Below are 20,102 nucleotides of genomic sequence, written 5' to 3' on the forward strand. Positions count from 1 at the left end.
AACGGCGGGAGCTTCGCTGCAATGCGAAAAGGCCCGGTTGTTGCGGTGGATGATCTCAAACCTAAGACGTCGGGCATGAATCTCTCAACATCGAAGGCAAGCGCAGCTGCAGGTTCCGCGGCGGCCCGCGAGCCTGCCGTCAAGCTCGGCAAGACGGCCACAGGTCCCGAGTTCAGCGCACTGGCGCAGGCCTCCATCCTGATCGTCGACGACGAGCCGGGCATGCGCAATTTCCTGTCGCGCACGCTTGCGCCGCGCTGCAAGCTGGTGGACGAGGCGGCCGACACGGATCAGGCCTCGCGCAAGCTCGATTCCAACCGCTACGACGTCGTCATTCTCGACAACATCATGCCGGGCAAGAATGGCGTCGATTGGCTCGCAGAGCAGCGCGCTGTCGGCTTTTTCGCCGACGCGATCCTGATCACCGCCTATGCCGACCTCGACACCGCGATCCAGGCCCTGCGCGCCGGCGCGGCCGATTTCGTGCTCAAGCCGTTCCGCTCCAACCAGATCCTCAACGCGGTGGCGCGATGCCTCGACCGTGTCCGCCTCCAGCGCGAGAACTATGTCCTGCGCTACGCCTTGCGCGCCTCGTCCGACCGCACCTTCCTGCGCGACAACCTGATCGGACAGTCGGCGCCGACGCTACGCGTGCGTGAGACCATCGCACGCGTTGCGCGCCTGCCGACCTCGGTTCTCCTGACCGGCGAATCCGGCACCGGCAAGGAAGTGGCAGCGCGCTCGATCCACTCGCTGTCCGACCGCGCCGACAAGCCCTTCGTGCCCGTGAATTGCGCAGCGATCCCGCCCGACATGATCGAGGCCGAGCTGTTCGGACACATCAAGGGCGCCTTTACCGGCGCCGATTCCGGGCGCGAAGGCCTGTTCCTGTATGCGCATGGCGGCACGCTGTTCCTCGACGAGATTGGCGAGCTGCCGCTGCCGATGCAGAGCAAGCTGCTCCGCGTGCTCGAGGACCGCCGCGTCCGTCCCGTCGGATCCGAGCGCGAGGTTCCGGTCGACTTGCGTTTCATCTTCGCAACCAATGCCGAGCTCCAGAAGGAGGTCGAGAAGGGCCGCTTTCGAGCCGATCTGTTCTACCGCCTCAACGTGATGCAGATCCACCTGCCGCTCCTGAAGGATCGCGGCGACGACGTGCAGGAGCTCGCCGCCATCTTCATGAGCAAGCTGTCGACGCAGCTCGGCATGCCACCGGTCCCGATCGACGCTTCGGTGCGCGCGGCGCTCGCAAGTTATGACTGGCCGGGCAATGTGCGCGAGCTGCGCAATTTGATCGAGCGCACGCTGATTCTCGGCGCTTTCCCCGACGACTTCGCCGGTCCCCGCAACGACGGCCAGTCCGCGCCTGCCGACAGTCTCGCGGAGCTCGAGCGCCGTCACATTCTCGGCGTGCTGAAAGAGGTCAGTGGCAATCGCGAGGAGGCGGCGCGGCGGCTCGGTATCTCGCGCAAGACCATCGACCGCAAATGCGCGTTGTGGGATGTCTGATGCGGCCGGCCGCAGCGATGAGCCCGTGCGGGGACGCTCCGTGCGCTTCCGGCTGCTCGCGATCGCGCTGTTGCCGATGCTGGTCATCCTGCCGCTCTTGCTCGGCGTTGCGATCTATCGCTGGAACGCAAAATTCGACGCGACCTTGATCTCCAAGGTGAACGGCGATCTCACCATCGCCCACCAATATCTCGCCCGCATCCTCGAAAAGACCGGCGTCCAGCTCCGGGCGCTCGGCCTGTCGGCCCGCTTCCACGAGGTGCTGGCGCCGGATGCGCGCGGCTCCCTGCGCGATCTGCTCGACGAGACCCGCAAGGAAATCGGTCTCGACTTCCTGTATCTGACCAACGGCCGCGGCGACATCCTGGCCTCATCGCCGCCGTTGCAGCATCAACCGAGAAACGACTGGCCGATCATCATGTCGGCGCTGTCGGGTCAGGTTCCGGCGACGGGCATCGACATTTTTTCCAATGACGAGCTCGCCGCGATCTCGCCGACCCTGGCCGAGCGCGCGCGCCTGGACCTCGTGCCGACGCCGAACGCGGTGCCGACTGACCGCAGCACGGAGACGCGCGGCATGGTCGTGCATGCGGCGAGCCGCGCGATGCTGCCTGACGGCGGCGCCGCGGCGCTGGTCGGAGGCACGCTGCTCAACCAGAATCTCGAATTCATCGACACGATCAACGACCTCGTCTATCGCGCGGCGAGCCTGCCGGAGGGCAGCCAGGGCACCGCGACGCTGTTCCTGGAGGACGTGCGGATCTCGACCAACGTCCGTCTGTTCGAGGGGCGGCGCGCGCTGGGCACGCGCGTCTCGGCGGCGGTACGCTCCGCCGTACTGGGCGAGGGACGCACCTGGCTCGACAGCGCCTTTGTGGTCAATGACTGGTACATTTCCGCCTACGAGCCGCTGGTCGACAGTTATGGCAAGCGCGTCGGCATGCTCTATGTCGGCTTTCTGGAAAAGCCTTTCAGCGAAGCCAAGTACCAGACGCTGGTGATTGTCATCGCGGCGTTCATTGCGATCACTGCCGCGACCGTACCGATCTTTCTGCGCTGGGCGAGCTCGATCTTCATGCCGCTGGAGCGGGTCACCGCGACGATTGGCGAGGTGGAGCGGGGAAACCTCTCCGCCCGCACCAAGATGCCTGTCTCGGGTGACGAGATCGGCCGCGTCGCGGTTCATCTCGACAGCCTGCTCGACCAGATCCAGGAACGCGACCGGCAGCTCCGCGAATGGAACGAGGAGCTGAACGTCCGCGTGCGGGAGCGGACCCGGGACCTCGAGCACGCCAATCTCAAGCTCGAGACAACCACCAAGCAGCTCATCATGTCGGAGAAGCTGGCTGCGATCGGCGAGATCACCGCGGGCGTCGCACACGAGATCAACAATCCGATCGCGGTGATGCAGGGCAATCTCGACGTCATCCGCAGTGTGTTCGGGGCTGATGCCGACAAGGCGAAGGTCGAGTTCCGCCTGCTCGACGAGCAGATTCACCGCATCAGCCAGATCGTGACCAAGCTGTTGCAGTTTGCAAGGCCGGAGGAATATGCCGGCTATGTCGAGCGCCATGCGCCGGCGAGCATCATGTCGGACTGTCTGCCGCTGGTGCAGCATCTCCTGAACAAGACCGACATCGCCGTCATCAGGGACGACCGCGCCAGCCGTCTGGTGCTGATGAACCGCAACGAGCTGCAGCAGGTGCTGGTCAATCTGATCGTCAACGCGATCCACGCCATGCCGGATGGCGGAACCCTGACGCTCCGCGCCTTCGATGCCGAGCGCGACGGCCATCAAGGCGTCGCCATCGAGGTCGCCGACACCGGCATCGGCATGAGCACTGAGGTGATCGAAAAGATCTTCGATCCCTTCTACACGACGAAACGGCGGCAAGGCACCGGGCTGGGCCTCTCCATCAGCCAGACGCTGATCAAGCGCCAGGGCGGACAGATCACCGCGGAGAGCCGCGTCGGTTCCGGGAGTACATTCACGGTGTGGCTGCCCGAGGCGACTTGATTGGACATTTTGTCCGAGGAGTTCAGGACATTTTGTCCCGCGCGGCACGTTGCGCTGCGGGAAGTCATTGATTCGTCATGGCGCGATATCTGGCACGCGCGTTGCTCATTCCAAGACAGGGTGTTGAGGGGGATGAGGGCGCGATAGCCGTCACTGCAACGCTGCTTGCGAGGCGAAGGGACATCACCCGCGATCAGCAGCTTGCTTGGCGCACACGACGAGATGCGCGCGAGACGATTCCACTTCGGCATGAAGTTCGACCGGTCATGCGCGGCTGCCCAGCACGCGTGCGACCGGTCTCAAACGGATGCGCCGGCAAGGCCACGCTTTGGAGGTAATGCTTATGACAACTGCCGATACCGTTCTTGCACCTGTTGGTGCCTCCGGCTTCCTCGATCGTGAACGCACGATCGCGACCGCCGGCTTCAATCGCTGGCTGGTGCCGCCGGCAGCGCTGTGCATCCATCTCTGCATCGGCATGGCCTACGGCTTCTCGGTGTTCTGGCTGCCGCTGTCGCGCGCGATCGGCGTGACCGCGCCGAAGGCGTGCGCAGACATGTCGTTGGTGCAGGAGCTGTTCACCACCACCTGCGACTGGAAGGTTGCAAGCCTAGGCTGGATGTACACGCTGTTTTTCGTGCTGCTGGGCGTCTCCGCCGCGCTGTGGGGCGGCTGGCTCGAACGGGTCGGTCCGCGCAAGGCCGGCTTCGTCTCGGCGCTGTGCTGGTGCGGCGGACTCTTCCTCGGCGCGATCGGCATCTACACCCACCAGCTCTGGCTGATGTGGCTGGGTTCGGGTGTGATCGGCGGCATCGGTCTTGGCCTCGGCTACATCTCGCCGGTGTCGACGCTGGTGAAATGGTTCCCGGACCGCCGCGGCATGGCGACCGGCATGGCCATCATGGGCTTCGGCGGCGGCGCCATGATCGGCGCGCCGCTGGCGAACCTGCTGATGAACTATTTCAAGACCCCGACCTCGGTCGGCGTCTGGGAGACCTTCGTCGCGATGGGCGTCATCTACTTCGTGTTCATGATGATCGGCGCATTCCGCTATCGCCTGCCGCCGCCCGGCTGGCAGCCCGAGGGCTGGACCCCGCCGGTCAAGGCCAACGCGATGATCTCGAAGAACAACGTCCATCTCAACGACGCGCACAAGACCCCGCAGTTCTGGCTGATCTGGTGGGTGCTCTGCCTGAACGTGTCGGCGGGTATCGGCGTGATCGGCATGGCCTCGCCGATGCTCCAGGAGATCTTCGGCGGCAAGCTGATCGGCCTGCCTGACGTCGGCTTCAACGCACTCGATGCCGGGCAGAAGGCGCAGATCGCCGCGATCGCCGCGGGCTTCGCCGGATTGCTGTCGCTGTTCAACATCGGCGGCCGCTTCTTCTGGGCGTCGCTGTCGGACAAGATCGGGCGCAAGAACACCTACTACACGTTCTTCATCCTCGGCATCGTGCTCTACGCGCTGGCGCCGACCTTTGCGGCGATGGGCTCGAAGCTCCTGTTCGTGCTCGGCTTCGGCATCATCCTGTCGATGTATGGCGGCGGGTTTGCCACCGTGCCGGCCTATCTGGCCGACATGTTTGGCACCCAGTTCGTCGGCGCCATCCACGGCCGGCTGCTGACGGCGTGGTCGACGGCCGGCATCATTGGCCCGGTCGTCGTGAACTACATCCGCGAGTTCCAGCTCGCGGCCGGCGTGCCGCGCGACCAGCTCTACAACACGACGATGTACATCCTGTGCGCGATGCTGATCGCGGGCCTGATCTGCAACTATCTGGTCAAGCCGGTCGACGCGAAGTGGCACATGAAGGAGGCCGACGTTGCCAAGCTGCAGGCGGCCAGTGCCAGCGCGGCGGCCGCGGGACCGCACGGCTCCTACGGCATCGGCTTTGGCGGGCTCGACGCCAAGGCGGCGCTTTTCTGGGCCTTCGTCGGCGTTCCCCTGCTCTGGGGTGTCTGGAAGACGCTGGAGAGCGCGGTCAAGATATTCTGATCGCCATCAACACAGTCGCGGGATGCTCATCATCGGCGTCCCGCGGCGTTCGCCTTTTAGACATCACCAAGAATGAGACTTAGGGGACCTCTATGCTTCGCACCCGTATCTGCCTCGCCGCCATGCTGCTGGCCGCGGGCCTCCACACCGCGTCTGCACAGACCGCAACCGCACCCGCTGCACCGGCCGCGACGACCGAAGCCAAGCCGGGCAAGATCAAGCTCACTATGCAGAAGCTGAAGGACATGAAGGCCAAGTGGGCGGCCAACAAGCCGAAGCTCAAGGCCTGCCGCGCCGAGGTGAAGTCCAAGGGGCTGGCTGGCGATGACCGCTGGTTCTATATCGAGGAGTGCATGGGAAAGAGCTGACCCATCAGCGTCGGGGGCATGGTGGGTCACCTGTAGCCTCGGAGCGGGAGCTCGATACGATTTCGCTATCGCAGCATAGGAAGCCTTTATTGATCTCCAGACCAATTCAGGCTTCGTTCTATCAGTTGGCGCGTTGGACGAACGCAAGGCCGTGTCCGGGCAGCGATCCAGGGTTGCCCTTTGGCTGCGCTTAACTGCTTCCGCGAGCATGATAATTTGCTTGGCATCTGGCATGCCAGAAGCTAGAACTGGAGCCGTTCTAAAAGACGAGATCGAGACGAATCGATGAGCCACGACGCGCAGAAGGTCCGCCCGTTCGAGCATCCCGGTGAGGGACGCCGACGCGCCAAGGCCACGCCCAAGGGGCGGCAGGTCGATCCGATCGCCGCGCACGAGATCGAGCAGCTGCTCGGCGACAGGCCGCGGCGGCGCGACCTCCTGATCGAATATCTGCACCTGATCCAGGACAAATATCACCAGATATCGGCCGCGCACCTTGCCGCGCTCGCCGACGAGATGAAGCTCGCCTTCGCCGAAGTGTTCGAGACCGCGACCTTCTACGCGCATTTCGACGTGGTGAAGGAGGGCGAGCCCAACATCCCGCCGCTGACGATCCGTGTCTGCGATTCGCTGACCTGCGCCATGCTCGGCGGCGAGAAGCTGCTGGAGGATCTTCAGAGTGCGTCCGGCCCCGGCATCCGCGTCGTGCGCGCGCCCTGCGTCGGTCGCTGCGATACCGCGCCTGCCGCCGAAGTCGGCCACAACTTCGTCGACCATGCGACCGTCGCCAATGTGATGGCGGCCGCGAATGCCGGCGACACCCACGCGCATCTGCCTGATTATGTCGACTACGACGCCTATGTGGCCGGCGGCGGCTACAAGCTGCTGGGCCGCCTGCGCTCGGGCGCGCTGTCGACAGACGATCTCCTGAAGTCGCTCGACGATGCCTCGCTGCGCGGCCTCGGCGGCGCCGGCTTCCCGACGGGACGCAAATGGCGCGCCGTGCTGGGCGAGCCCGGTCCGCGGCTGATGGCGATCAACGGCGACGAGGGCGAGCCCGGCACGTTCAAGGACCGCGTCTATCTCGAAAGCGACCCGCATCGCTTCATCGAGGGCATGCTGATCGGCGCGCATGTGGTGCAGGCCTCCGACGTCTACATCTATCTGCGCGACGAATATCCGGCCTCGCGCGAGCTCCTCGAGCGCGAGATCGCAAAGCTGCCCGCGGGCGGTCCGACGCTGCACATGCGCCGCGGCGCCGGCGCTTACATCTGCGGTGAGGAATCCTCGCTGCTGGAAAGCATCGAGGGCAAGCGCGGCCTGCCCAGGCACAAGCCGCCTTATCCGTTCCAGGTCGGCCTGTTCGGTCTGCCGACGCTGATCAACAACATCGAGACGCTGTGGTGGGTGCGCGACATCGTCGAGAAGGGCGCCGATTGGTGGAAGGGCCACGGCCGCCATGAGCGTCATGGCCTCCGCAGCTTCTCGGTCTCGGGCCGCGTGAAAAATCCCGGCATGAAGCTCGCGCCATCGGGTATCACCGTGCGCGAGCTGATCGACGAATATTGCGGCGGCATGGCCGACGGTCATCAGTTCTATGCGTATCTGCCCGGCGGCGCCTCCGGCGGCATCCTGCCGGCATCGATGGACGACATCCCGCTCGATTTCGGCACGCTGGAGAAATACGGCTGCTTCATCGGCTCGGCGGCGATCGTCATCCTGTCGCAGAAGGACAGCGTGCGCGCAGCCGCGCTGAACCTGATGAAGTTCTTCGAGGACGAGAGCTGCGGCCAGTGCACGCCGTGCCGCGTCGGAACCCAGAAGGCGGCGCTGCTGATGCAGAAGCCGGTCTGGAACCGGGCATTGCTGGAAGAATTGAGCCAGGCGATGCGCGATGCCTCGATCTGCGGGCTCGGACAGGCGGCATCGAATCCGCTGTCCTCCGTGATCAAATATTTCCCTGACGAGTTCAAGGAAGCGGCCGAATGACGAAGATTACGTTCGAGCTCGACGGCAAGCAGGTCGAGGCCAATCCCGGCGAGACGATCTGGCAGGTCGCCAAACGTCAGGGTCGCGACATTCCGCATCTCTGCTACTCGCCGGCGCCCGACTATCGGCCCGACGGCAATTGCCGCGCCTGCATGGTCGAGATCGAGGGCGAGCGCGTGCTGGCGGCGTCCTGCAAGCGCACGCCGTCCGTCGGCATGAAGGTGAAGACGGAATCCGCGCGTGCGGTGTCGGCGCAAAAAATGGTGATGGAGCTGCTCGTCGCCGACCAGCCGGCGCGCGAGACCTCGCACGATCCGGATTCGAAGTTCTGGCACTGGGCCGAGACGACCGGCGTCACCGAGAGCCGCTTCCCCGCCGCCGAACGCTGGGAGACCGACGCCAGCCATCCGGCGATGCGCGTCAATCTCGATGCCTGCATCCAGTGTGGCCTCTGCGTGCGCGCCTGCCGTGAGGTCCAGGTCAACGACGTCATCGGCATGGCTTATCGCAGCCATGGCTCGAAGATCGTGTTCGACTTCGACGATCCCATGGGTGAGTCCACGTGCGTTGCCTGCGGCGAATGCGTGCAGGCCTGTCCGACCGGCGCCCTGATGCCGGCCGTGATGCTCGACGACAACCAGACTCGCGTCACCTATGCGGACAAGAAGGTCGATTCGCTCTGTCCGTTCTGCGGCGTTGGCTGCCAGGTGACCTATGAGGTCAAGGACGAGAAGGTGATCTACGCGGAAGGCCGTGACGGCCCCGCCAACCACAATCGCCTCTGCGTCAAGGGCCGCTTCGGTTTCGACTACATCCACCATCCGCACCGCCTGACCAAGCCGCTGGTGCGGCTGCCGAATGCGAAGAAGGACGCCAACGACCAGGTCGATCCGGCCAATCCCTTCACCCATTTCCGTGAAGCGAGCTGGGAAGAGGCGCTCGACATCGCGGCCAAGGGCCTCGTCAAGATCCGCGACGAGAAGGGCGTGAAGGCGCTGGCCGGCTTCGGCTCGGCCAAGGGCTCGAACGAAGAGGCCTACCTGTTCCAGAAGCTGGTGCGCACCGGATTTGGTTCGAACAATGTCGACCATTGTACCCGCCTGTGCCACGCCTCCTCGGTCGCGGCGCTGTTCGAAGGCCTGAGCTCCGGTGCGGTGTCGGCGCCGTTCTCCGCCGCGATGGATGCCGAGGTCATCATCGTGATCGGCGCCAACCCGACCGTGAACCATCCGGTCGCCGCGACCTTCATCAAGAACGCGGTCAAGCAGAACGGCGCAAAACTGTTCGTGATGGATCCGCGCCGGCAGTCGCTGTCGCGTCATGCGACCAGGCATCTGCAGTTCAAGCCCGGCTCCGACGTCGCCATGCTGAACGCGATGATCAACACGATCATCACCGAGGGTCTGACCGACGACCAGTACATCGCCGGCTACACCGAGGGCTTCGAGGACCTCAAGGAGAAGATCAAGGAGTTCACGCCGGAGAAGATGGAGCCGATCTGCGGCATCCCGGCGCAGACGCTGCGCGAGGTCGCGCGCACCTATGCGCGGGCAAAATCGTCGATCATCTTCTGGGGCATGGGCATCAGCCAGCACGTCCACGGCACCGACAATGCGCGGTGCCTGATTGCGCTGGCGCTGATCACCGGCCAGGTCGGCCGTCCCGGCACCGGCCTGCATCCGCTGCGCGGCCAGAACAACGTGCAGGGCGCCTCCGACGCCGGCCTGATCCCGATGTTTCTGCCGGATTACCAGCCGGTCGGCCGCGACGACCTGCGCGGTGCATTCGAAAAGCTGTGGCAGCAGGACCTCGATCCCGTACGCGGCCTGACCGTGGTCGAGATCATGAACGCGATCCACGCCGGCGAGATCAAGGGCATGTATATCGAGGGCGAGAACCCCGCGATGTCCGATCCCGACTTGCAGCATGCGCGCCACGCGCTCGCCATGCTCGATCATCTCGTGGTGCAGGATCTCTTCGTCACCGAGACTGCGTTCCACGCCGACGTCATCCTGCCGGCCTCGGCCTTCGCCGAGAAGGACGGCTCCTTCACCAACACCGACCGCCGCGTGCAGCTCGCGCGCCAGGTGATCAAGCCGCCGGGCGATGCGCGGCAGGATCTCTGGATCATCCAGGAGATCGGCAAGCGCATGGGCCTGCCCTGGAATTATGCCGGCCCCGGCGACGTCTATACAGAGATGGCGGAGCTGATGCCGTCGCTGAAGAACATCAGCTGGGAGCGGCTGGTGCGCGAAGGCGCCGTCACCTATCCAGCCGACGATCCGAACAAGCCCGGCAACGAGATCATCTTCACCACGGGCTTCCCGACCGCGAGCGGCCGCGGCAAGATCGTGCCGGCCAAGGTCATCCCGCCGGACGAGCTGCCCGACGCCGAATATCCGATGGTGCTGTCGACCGGCCGCGTGCTGGAGCATTGGCACACCGGCTCGATGACGCGCCGCGCGCAGGTGCTCGACCAGATCGAGCCGGAGGCGGTCGCCTTCATGTCGCCGAAGGACATGCGCAAGAAGAAGCTCGCGCCGGGCGATTTCATTCGTCTGGAGACCCGGCGCGGCGCCGTCGAGGTCAAGGTCCGCTCCGACCGCGACGTGCCGGAGAACATGGTGTTCATGCCGTTCTGCTACGCGGAGGCGGCGGCGAACCTGCTCACCAACCCCGCGCTCGATCCGTTCGGCAAGATCCCAGAGTTCAAGTTCTGCGCGGCCCGGGCCGAGCGCGCGGAGATGCGCGACGCGGCGGAGTAGTCTCGACCTAGGTTGCGTGGTTCTGGTGTCAGCCGAACACTCAGGTGTCGTCCTGGCGAAAGCCAGGACCCATACCGCGTGATCTCTCGATTGGGGCGGTAGCACTCCCGGGCGCCAAGTGTGCTCCAAACTCCCCCCTGGGGTAATGGGTCCTGGCTTTCGCCAGGACGACCTCGGGGAGAGATCGTGCCGAGCGTCCCTCGTCGCTTCGCGCCGCGCCGCACCGATGCTAGACATCACCCATGTCCAAAGTCACCCCAGCCACGCGCGCGCTTGAAGCCGCTCGCGTCGCCTTCACCGTTCACACCTACGACTACGATCCCGACGCCGAGAGCATCGGGCTCCAGGCCGCCGCCGCGCTCGGTGAGAACCCCGCGCGTGTCCTGAAGACGCTGATGGCGCTGGTGGACGGCAAGCCGGTCTGCGTCATCGTGCCGTCCGATCAGGAGGTCTCGATGAAGAAGCTAGCGGCGGCCGCGAGCGGCAAGTCGGCGCAGATGATGAAGCCGCCGGAGGCCGAACGCGTCACCGGTTTCAAGGTCGGCGGCATCAGCCCGTTCGGGCAGCGCAAGCTCGTGCGCACCGTGATCGAGCAGCGCGCGCTCTTGCATGACCTCGTCTATCTCAATGGCGGCCAGCGTGGCTTGCAGGTGCGGCTGAAGCCCGGTGACGTCAGGGATGTCCTGAAGGCGGTCGTCGCGGACGTGCTCGCGTGAGCGGCTCGTCTACTGCTTCTGCAACAGCTTCAGCCGGCAGCGCAGCGCTTCCCGGATATGCGCGCGCGCAAGCTGCTCGGCCTTGTCGCCGTCGCGCGCGGCGATCGCGTCGATGATGGCCTGATGCTCGCCATGGCTGGTCGAGGGGCGTCCGGTCACTGTGAAGGTGGTCGGACCGAGCAGGGCGATCCAGTCCTGCAATTCCCGCGAAGCGTTGTCGAGATAGCGGTTGCGTGCGGCGCGGCAGATCGCCTCGTGGAAGGCGCGGTTGAGCCTCGCCATCTCGGCGGTGTCGGTCGTGGACGCCTCGACAAAGACCTGTTCGATATCCCGGAGTGCGTCGATCTCCGTGGCCGAGGCATGCCCGGCGGCGAGGCGCGCGGCGGCACCCTCCATGATCTCGCGCATGGCGTAGAGCTCGAGCACCTCTGAAATGTCGAGGTTGCGCACGATCAGGCCGCGGCCACCGGCGGGCTCGACGAAACCGCGCGCCGCGAGCCGGCCCAGTGCTTCCCGCACCGGTGTGCGGCTGACCTTGAGCCGCTGGGCGACCTCCTCCTCGCGCAGGCGGTCGCCGGCGCGGTAGCTGCCGGCCTGCAGCGCCTCGCACAGCGAGCGGAACACGGCTTCGCCCAGCGCGACACCAGCGCCGCGGGCGATTGATCCGCTTGCCTTTGCCGGACGTCTGGCCATGTTCCCCTCGGAGCGCAAGGCGCATCTTGCCCATGCAGAGATGCCGCTTGCGGATGTTCTGTATATCTTTGTATACAAAAGTGCGCAATGGCGGGCTGGCGTAGCGAGGCCTGCCGGCGGGCAGAACTTCTCCGACCTCGTCGCATCGGGCAGACGGCATGAGCAGCAAATACGATGTGCTGGTGATCGGCGGCGGCAACGCGGCGCTGTGCGCGGCGATCAGCGCCCGGCGAGGCGGTGCCTCCGTCCTCGTGCTCGAAGGCGCGCCAAAATTCTACCGCGGCGGCAACACCCGTCACACCCGCAACATGCGCTGCGCCCATGACGCCGCCACGGAAATCCTCACCGGCCCCTACACCGAGGAGGAGTTCTGGGAGGATCTGTTGCGCGTCACCGGCGGGAAGACGGATGAGGAACTGGCCCGTCACATGATCCGGGAGTCCAAGGACATCCTGAACTGGATCGTGGAGCAGGGCGTGCGCTGGCAACCCTCGCTCGGCGGCACGCTGAGCCTCGGCCGCACCAACTCGTTCTTCCTCGGCGGCGGCCGGGCAATGCTGAATGCGCTCTATCTCACCGCCGAACGGCTCGGCGTCGATGTCGAATACGACGCCGAGGTCACCGACCTCGTGATCGAGGACGGCATGTTCCTCGCCGCGCGCCTCAACCGGCCGATCAACGGCGAGACGGAGATCCGCGCGACCTCGTTGGTCGCCGCCGCCGGCGGGTTCGAGGCCAACATCGAATGGCTAAAGCAATACTGGGGGGAGGCCGCCGACAATTTCCTGATCCGCGGCACGCCCTATAATCGCGGCTCGATCCTGAAGATGCTGCTCGACAAGGGCGTGCAGGAGGTCGGCGATCCCACGCAGTGCCATGCGGTCGCGATCGACGCCCGCGCGCCGAAATTCGACGGCGGCATCATCACGCGCCACGACTCCGTCGTGTTCGGCATCGTCGTCAACAAGCACGCCCAGCGCTTCTACGACGAGGGCGAGGACATCTGGCCGAAGCGCTACGCCATCTGGGGCCGACTGGTCGCGGCCCAGCCGGACCAGATCGCCTACATCATCTTCGACTCCACTGTCGTGACGAGCTTCATGCCGACGCTGTTCCCGCCGATCGCCGGACAGACCATCGCCGAGCTTGCCGGCAAGCTGGAGCTCGATCGGGCCGCGCTCGAAAAGACCATCACCGAGTTCAACGCCGCGGTGCGCCCCGGCACCTTCGACCACACGATCCTGGATGACTGCGTGACCGAGGGCATCACGCCGCCCAAGACGCATTGGGCGCGCAAGATCGAGACGCCGCCTTATCTCGCTTATCCGGTCCGGCCCGGCATCACCTTCACCTATCTCGGCACGCGCGTGAACAAGGAGGCGCGGATGCTGATGGCTGACGGCAAGCCGTCCGCCAACATGTTCGCGGCCGGCGAGATCATGGCGGGCAATGTGCTCGGCAAGGGCTATGCGGCCGGCATGGGCATGACCATCGGCAGCGTGTTCGGACGCATCGCGGGACGGGAAGCGGCACGCCACGCCAAGAACTAGCGATCAAGAAGAAAGACAAAGGGAGAAACCATGTCGCGCATTGCCATTGCCTCGATCACGGCGCTGCTGATCGCCGGCCACGCCCGCGCCGCCGAGCCCATCACCCTGCGCGACATGGGCTCGTTCCATGTCGGCGGGCGTCTCGTCGAAATCTCCGGCAAGCCGGTGAAGGAGGTCATGTTCACGCCCGGCGGCGTGCCGGCCAAGGTCGATCCCAATGGCACGTATCAGGTCGAGCAGATGTACGTGCAATATTTCCTGCCCGCCAATGAGAAGGGGACCTATCCGCTGCTGATGTGGCATGGCGGCGGATTGACCGGCGTCACCTACGAGACCACGCCCGACGGACGCGAAGGCTGGCTGAACTACTTTCTGCGCAAGGGATGGGCGGTCTATAATTCCGATGCGGTGGAGCGGGGACGTGCAGGCTGGGCGCAATATCCTGACATTTTCAAGAGCGAGCCGGTCTTCCTCACCACGGCCAATCCGTTCGAGCGTTTCCGCATCGGCGATGGGCCGAACTCCTACGATCCCGATCCTGCCAAGCGGAAGGTGCTGCCGGGCAACCAGTTTCCGGTCGAGGGCTACGAGAACTTCGTCAAGCAGAACGTGCCGCGTTGGACGACGACGGACGATGCGACCGTCGCGGCCTATATCGCCGAGATCGATCGCGTCGGCCCGTCGGTGATCCTGTTCCATAGCCAGGCCGGCAGCTTCGGCTTCAAGGCGGCGCAGGCACGGCCCGACAAAGTCAAGGCGCTGATCGCGATCGAGCCGGCCGGCATCGGAGACCCCGCCAAGGCGGATGTGCTGAAGAACATTCCGACCCTCATCATCTATGGCGACTATATCGAGCGCGATGCCCGCTGGCCCAAGATCCGTGCCAACGGCGTCGCCTTTGCGGACGCGATCAAGGCGGCCGGCGGCAGCGTCGACATTGTCGACCTCCCGCAGGCCGGCATCAAGGGCAATTCGCATATGGTGATGATGGACAAGAACAACCTCGAGGTCGCGGGCCTGATCCAGAAATGGCTCGAGGCGAAGGGCCTGACGAAGTAGAGCCATGCACGGAACCAAAATCCTCGACGAGGCCGACCGTCTGATGACGGTGTGCAATTCCTGCCGCTACTGCGAGGGACTGTGCGCAGTATTTCCGGCGATGGAGATGCGGCGCGCCTTCTCCGACGGAGATCTCAACTATCTCGCCAATCTCTGCCATTCCTGCGGCGCCTGCTATGTCGATTGCCAGTTCTCGCCGCCGCACGAGTTCAACGTCAACGTTCCCAAGACGCTCGCGGTCGCGCGCGCCGAGTCCTATGCGGCCTATGCCTGGCCGCAGGCGCTGTCCGGCGCCTTCGCGCGCAACGGCCTCGTCATCAGCATCGTCGCCGCGCTCAGCATGGCGGCGTTCATCCTCGGCTTCGCCGGTCTCAACGATCGCAACGTGCTGTTCGGCGTCCACACCGGGCCCGGCGCGTTCTACAGATTGATGCCGCACAATGCGATGGCTGCGCTGTTCAGCGCCGCCTTCCTGTATGCCATCCTGGCCCTCGTCATAAGCGTGCGCGCGTTCTGGCGCGACATCGGTCCAACCATCGGTGGCCGCGCCGACGGCGGCTCGATCTTCCAGGCGATCCGCGATGCCGGTGAGCTGCGCTATCTCCATGGCGGCGGCGTCGGCTGCTACGACGAGGACGACAAGCCAACTGACCGGCGCAAGCTGTATCACCACCTGACCTTCTACGGCTTCCTGCTGTGCTTTGCGGCGACCTCGGTCGCGACGCTCTATCACTATCTGCTCGGGCGCGAGGCGCCATATCCGTGGTGGGACTTGCCGGTCGTGCTCGGCACGTTGGGCGGCATCGGCCTGATCATCGGCCCGGTCGGCCTGTTCACGGCCAAGGTGCGGCGCGATCCGGCGTTGCTCGACGAGAGCCGCTACGGCATGGACGTCGGCTTCATCACCATGCTGTGCCTGACCGGGCTCACCGGCATGCTGCTGCTGATCCTGCGCGAGACGGCCGCGATGGGGCCGCTGCTCGCGCTGCACCTCGGCGCCGTGTTCGCACTGTTCATCACCATGCCCTACGGCAAGTTCGTGCACGGCATCTATCGCTTCGCCGCGCTGGTGCGTTACGCGCAGGAGCGGCGCTCGGCTAGTTAATCAGGTCGGCCGGAAGTGGCCGTCGCGCAGAAAGGCGATGGTCTGTTCGATCGCGGCGGCGTGACGCGGAAGCCCGGTGTGGGACGCCTTGACGACGACATGGTCGGTCATGCCGGCCAGCATCGTGCTCTGCACCGATACGCGTCCGTCATTCGGTTTCGGCAGAACCAAGAGGCCGGCGACGGGATCGATGAAGCGGGTTCCGGCGATCACGCCGACCGGATAGTCGATGGCGGGGAGGGCATTCGGCACGGTCGCAGGCGTGGTGGTGAGCTCGAGGCCGGCTGGCCCATAGAATGCGCGGTAGGGCGGAAATCCCCGCAGGAGGTCGGCGACCTCGCTGCCGCTGTTCGGCGTGCCCAGCATCACGACGCGGCCAAGCCGGGCCGGGCGGTGTCTTGCGATATAAGCGCGCGCGACGAGGCCGCCCATCGAATGCGCGACGAAATGCAGCGGCGCGTCACGTTCGGCGAAACGGGCGATCGCAGGATGAATGTCGTCGGTGATGGCCGCGATCGGCTTGCGCCGGCTGGGATAGTCGATGTTGAGTGTCGCGAACCCGCTCGCTTCGAGCGCCCGTTCCAGCTTGGTCAAGGACGCCGAGGTCCGCGCGATGCCGTGAAGCAGAACCACTCCGGGGCATCGCGCGTCGCCTGATTGAGGCGCCTCGTCCATCTGTCCTACGCGACCTCCCGCTCCGGCGAGGACGCCTGCTCGCGGGCCATCGTCGTTGCCGTGACATAGTCGGTCTTGCCGGTGCCGAGCAGCGGCACCTTGTCGACCACCATGATCGTCGCGGGAACGGTCAGCTCGGAGGCGCCGATCGTCTTGGCCTGGCCCTGCATCGCGCTGCGCTCGGCATTCTTCTCCGTGGTCAGCAGCACGATGCGCTCGCCCTTGCGCTGGTCCGGGATCGACACGGCGACCGAAGCGGCCTGCGGCCACAGCGCCGTCGCGATGGCCTCGACCGCCGACAGCGAGACCATTTCGCCCGCGATCTTGGCAAAGCGCTTGGCGCGGCCCTTGATGGTGATGAAACCGGCGGCGTCGATCGCCACGATGTCGCCGGTGTCGTGCCAGCCTTCGGGAAGCTTTTCCAGCACGCCGGGATTTTCGGCCCGCAAGTAGCCGAGCATCACGTTCGGCCCGCGCACCGAGAGGCGGCCGCCTTCCTCGATGCCGGGGACCGGATCGAGACGGCTTTCCATCAGCGGCGACAGGCGGCCGACGGTGCCGGGACGGTTGGCCATCGGTGTGTTCATCGCCAGCACCGGCGCCGTCTCGGTGACGCCATAGCCTTCGAGAATGCGGATGCCGTAGCGCTCCATGAACACCTGCCGCGTGCGGTCCTTGACCGCCTCGGCACCGGCGATCACGAGACGCAGGGTGCGGAAGTCGTAGGCATGCGCCGAGCGCGCATAGCCGGTGAGGAACGTGTCGGTGCCGAACAGGATGGTGGCGCCGGTCTGGTAGATCAGCTCGGGCACGATCCGGTAGTGCAGCGGGGAGGGGTACATGTAGATCGGAATGCCCGCGAGCATCGGCATCATCATTCCACCGGTTAGGCCGAAGGAGTGGAACACCGGCAGCACGTTGAACACCTTGTCGTTGGCGTTGGCGTCGACCCGCGCCAGCGCCTGCGCGGCATTGGCGAGGATGTTGCGGTGGGACAGCACCACGCCCTTCGGCGTGCCCTCCGAGCCCGAGGTGAACAGCACGACGGCCGGATCATTCGCCTGGCGGGACACGCGCGGCTTGGTGCCCGCGAGCAGGCCCTTGATCTTGTCGGCCAGGCCAATCGAGGCGCGAACGTCCTCGAGATAGACTACTCGCGCTTCCGCGGAGATCGCGGCCATCAGCTTGTCGAGCTTGCCCTTCTCGATGAAGGCTTTTGACGTCAGCACGGTCTTGACCTGCGCGGCCTTCATGGCGGCGAGGACGTTGACCGGGCCGGCCGAGAAGTTGAGCATCGCCGGCACGCGGCCGATGCTTTGCAGCGCCATGAAGACGACGGCGACGCCCGCGGAGTTCGGCAGCAGCACGCCGACATTCTCGCCGGCGGAGGTGCCGTCTTCCAGCTTCCGGCTCAGGACCTGCGCGCCGAGGATCAGCTTGCGATAGGTCAGCTTGGTGCCGAGCGCGTCCTCGATGATCACCTTGCCGGTGTCGCGGTCGCGATAGGCGTGCCCGAGCGCCTCGAACAGGGTGTGATCGAGCATGGCGTTCTTGACCATCGCGTCGATCATCACGTCCTGGAGTGCGGCGCCGGCGGCATTGCGGCGTGCCTTGCCCTTCAGCGCCTCATCGACCGGCAGCTTGACCGGCGGCAGGATCGTCACCGTCACCCGCGGAAACCACGAGCGCTTGATCTGGCTAGAGTTGAGGTAGCTGAGATGCGAGCGCTGGGCGCCTTCGATGCGGACGGGCACGACGACGGCGTCGGCCTTGTCCGCGATCATCGCGGTGCCGTCATAGACCTTCATCAACGACCCGGAGACCGTGATGCGTCCTTCCGGGAAGATGACGACAGGCTCGCCCGCGGCGACGAGCTTGATCAGGTCGCGGGCGGCGAGCGGCTTGGTCGGATCCATGGTGTAATGCTTGACCACGCGCAGGAACGGCTTGGCCCACCAGGCTTTGGCAATGCCGGTATCGACCGCGAAGCTCGCGTCGATCGGCAGCACGGCGTGCAGCAGCGGCCCGTCGATCAGGCTGACATGGTTGGGCGCGATCAGCATGCGCGTGCCCGGAGGCGGCAGGTTTTCGAGGCCACGCACCTCGGTGCGGAAGAGGGCGCGGAACAAGAGTCCGCCGGCATCGCGCACGCCTTCCTTGCCCCATTTCGTCAGCACGAACCACACCGCGCCGAAGCTGGCGAGGCCGAGGCCGAAGAAGATCCAGCCGACATGCAGCCCACCCGCCTGCAACAGCGCGACGAACAGCGAGCCGATCACCATGAAGGCAGCCTGGAGCACGTTGCCGGCGGCGATGATGCGGGCGCGCTCGGAAGGTTCCGACCAGGCCTGGACCGCGGCGAAGGACGGGACGACGAACAGGCCGCCGCCGAACGCGAAGGCGACGAAGTCGGCCAGCATGCGCAGCCCCGCGAACGAGGTCGCGAAATCGACCGCGGTGATGTCCTGGCCCTTGGTGGTCACACCGATGGCCCAGGCGAGATCGAGGCCGGCAAACCCCATGATGACGGCGCCGATCGGCACCAGCGCGAGGTTCGGGCGAACGTGGCTCAGGCTTGCGGCAAACAGCGAGCCGATGGCGATGCCGATCGCGAAGATCGCAAGACATAGCGTCACCACGCCCTCGGTGCCGCCGACCACCTCCTTGATCAGCGCCGGCAGCAGCGACAGCACGATGGCCCCGACCAGCCAGAACCAGGAGACGATCACGGTGCCGTCCCACAGCCGGTGGTCGGCGTAGAGCGTCTTGAGCAGGCCGAGCGTCGAGGTCCAGGGATTGGCGTCGACGGGCAGATCGGGCGCGGAGGGCGTTGTCTGCGGAATGCGGGAGGCGAAAGCCCAGGACAGCAGGGCCAGCACGATCACGGCGGATGCGACCCAGCCCATATGCGCCGAGCCGGCCACGAACTGGCCGCCGGCGACGGTGCCGAGCAGAATGGCCATGAAGGTCGCGCCTTCGACCAGCGCGTTGCCGGTCGCGAGCTCGCCGAGCTCGAGCTGGTCCGGCAGCATGGCGTATTTCACGGGGCCGAACAGGGCGGCGATGGTGCCGAACAGTGCGAGCGCTGCGAACAGCAGCGGCACCGAATGCAGGAAGAAGCCGGCGGCGGCAAAACCTGCGGCGAAGATCTCGACGAATTTGAGCCGCCGTGCGACGACGGACTTGACGTATTTGTCGGCGAGTTGGCCGCCGAGCCCGGACAGGATGAAGTAGGGGAAGATGAAGACGGCGCCTGCCACCGTCACCAGCGCATCGCCATGGCCGGTCGCGGCACTGTAAAGCAGGATGATGACGAGTGCGTTCTTGAGCACGTTGTCATTGAGCGCCGAAAAGAATTGCGCCCAGAACAGCGGCGCGAAGCGGCGTGACGACATCAATTCCCTGATCATGACTAGTCCTGTTTTGGAAAGGCAGCCTGAGGTTGTTGCTTTGGCGGTGAAAGTGTCACGACCGGAAGGGCGTGGGACGAGCGATTGCAGAGTGACTGTTGTCGTCGGTCTGCTCTGTCCCCTTGGTCCCTCTGATCCTGTTGGTCTCCAAATGGTCTCGTTAGGTTCGCAAATTTCCCGTTGCGGCCACGTCAGCTTTGGGCGGAAGGGCCGCTCTGACCCGGATATGCGACGGGCCGTGAGCAAAAAC

At 65.4% G+C, this 20,102-nt stretch carries 13 protein-coding genes; 10 read left to right on the top strand and 3 right to left on the bottom strand.

Annotated features, from left to right (window positions below; all coding sequences use genetic code 11):
- Positions 1–75 precede the first annotated feature (75 nt).
- From QA649_RS09770 to ybaK, 7 genes are all read left to right on the top strand, one after another.
- Positions 76–1,509, top strand: coding sequence for a sigma-54 dependent transcriptional regulator (locus tag QA649_RS09770; protein WP_283023988.1), 1,434 nt, complete (start codon positions 76–78; stop codon positions 1,507–1,509).
- Positions 1,502–3,526: a cache domain-containing protein gene (locus QA649_RS09775; protein WP_283023989.1), complete on the top strand. Its 2,025-nt coding sequence runs from the start codon at positions 1,502–1,504 to the stop codon at positions 3,524–3,526. The genes QA649_RS09770 and QA649_RS09775 overlap by 8 nt, the downstream gene beginning before the upstream one ends.
- A gap of 343 nt (positions 3,527–3,869) precedes the next feature.
- Positions 3,870–5,522, top strand: a complete 1,653-nt coding sequence (locus tag QA649_RS09780; protein ID WP_283023990.1) for an OFA family MFS transporter — start codon at positions 3,870–3,872, stop codon at positions 5,520–5,522.
- 92 nt (positions 5,523–5,614) lie between these two features.
- Positions 5,615–5,890: a hypothetical protein gene (locus QA649_RS09785; RefSeq protein WP_283023991.1), complete on the top strand. Its 276-nt coding sequence runs from the start codon at positions 5,615–5,617 to the stop codon at positions 5,888–5,890.
- Positions 5,891–6,175: 285 nt separating this feature from the next.
- The gene (locus QA649_RS09790; RefSeq protein WP_283023992.1) at positions 6,176–7,879 is read left to right on the top strand and encodes an NADH-ubiquinone oxidoreductase-F iron-sulfur binding region domain-containing protein; all 1,704 of its coding nucleotides are present in this window, start codon (positions 6,176–6,178) and stop codon (positions 7,877–7,879) included.
- Entirely contained in the window at positions 7,876–10,644 is a 2,769-nt protein-coding gene (gene fdhF / locus QA649_RS09795; protein WP_283023993.1) for a formate dehydrogenase subunit alpha, read from the top strand. The genes QA649_RS09790 and fdhF overlap by 4 nt, the downstream gene beginning before the upstream one ends.
- Positions 10,645–10,886: 242 nt before the next feature.
- Positions 10,887–11,360, top strand: a complete 474-nt coding sequence (ybaK, locus tag QA649_RS09800) for a Cys-tRNA(Pro) deacylase (RefSeq protein ID WP_283023994.1) — start codon at positions 10,887–10,889, stop codon at positions 11,358–11,360.
- A gap of 9 nt (positions 11,361–11,369) precedes the next feature.
- Here ybaK and QA649_RS09805 read toward each other — a convergent pair whose 3' ends face one another.
- Entirely contained in the window at positions 11,370–12,053 is a 684-nt protein-coding gene (locus QA649_RS09805; protein ID WP_283023995.1) for a GntR family transcriptional regulator, read from the bottom strand.
- A gap of 158 nt (positions 12,054–12,211) precedes the next feature.
- Between QA649_RS09805 and tcuA the strand changes: the two genes are divergently transcribed.
- Genes tcuA through tcuB form a run of 3 tightly spaced genes read left to right on the top strand, consistent with a single transcriptional unit; the run spans position 12,212 to position 15,767 of the window.
- Positions 12,212–13,603, top strand: coding sequence for an FAD-dependent tricarballylate dehydrogenase TcuA (gene tcuA / locus QA649_RS09810; protein WP_283023996.1), 1,392 nt, complete (start codon positions 12,212–12,214; stop codon positions 13,601–13,603).
- 30 nt (positions 13,604–13,633) lie between these two features.
- Positions 13,634–14,662 carry an esterase gene (locus tag QA649_RS09815; protein ID WP_283023997.1) on the top strand — a complete coding sequence of 343 codons (1,029 nt, stop codon included), beginning with the start codon at positions 13,634–13,636 and terminating at the stop codon, positions 14,660–14,662.
- A 4-nt stretch (positions 14,663–14,666) separates the two neighbouring features.
- Entirely contained in the window at positions 14,667–15,767 is a 1,101-nt protein-coding gene (gene tcuB / locus QA649_RS09820; RefSeq protein ID WP_283023998.1) for a tricarballylate utilization 4Fe-4S protein TcuB, read from the top strand.
- On the opposite strand, the gene QA649_RS09825 is transcribed toward tcuB, so the two are convergent.
- Both QA649_RS09825 and QA649_RS09830 read right to left on the bottom strand, forming a co-directional pair.
- Positions 15,768–16,442 carry an alpha/beta fold hydrolase gene (locus tag QA649_RS09825; protein ID WP_283023999.1) on the bottom strand — a complete coding sequence of 225 codons (675 nt, stop codon included), beginning with the start codon at positions 16,440–16,442 and terminating at the stop codon, positions 15,768–15,770.
- A gap of 5 nt (positions 16,443–16,447) precedes the next feature.
- Positions 16,448–19,852, bottom strand: a complete 3,405-nt coding sequence (locus tag QA649_RS09830) for an acyl-[ACP]--phospholipid O-acyltransferase (RefSeq protein ID WP_283024000.1) — start codon at positions 19,850–19,852, stop codon at positions 16,448–16,450.
- Between the last annotated feature and the right edge of the window lie 250 nt (positions 19,853–20,102).

The sequence above is a fragment of the Bradyrhizobium sp. CB1717 genome (assembly GCF_029714325.1).
Classification (GTDB): Bacteria; Pseudomonadota; Alphaproteobacteria; order Rhizobiales; family Xanthobacteraceae; genus Bradyrhizobium.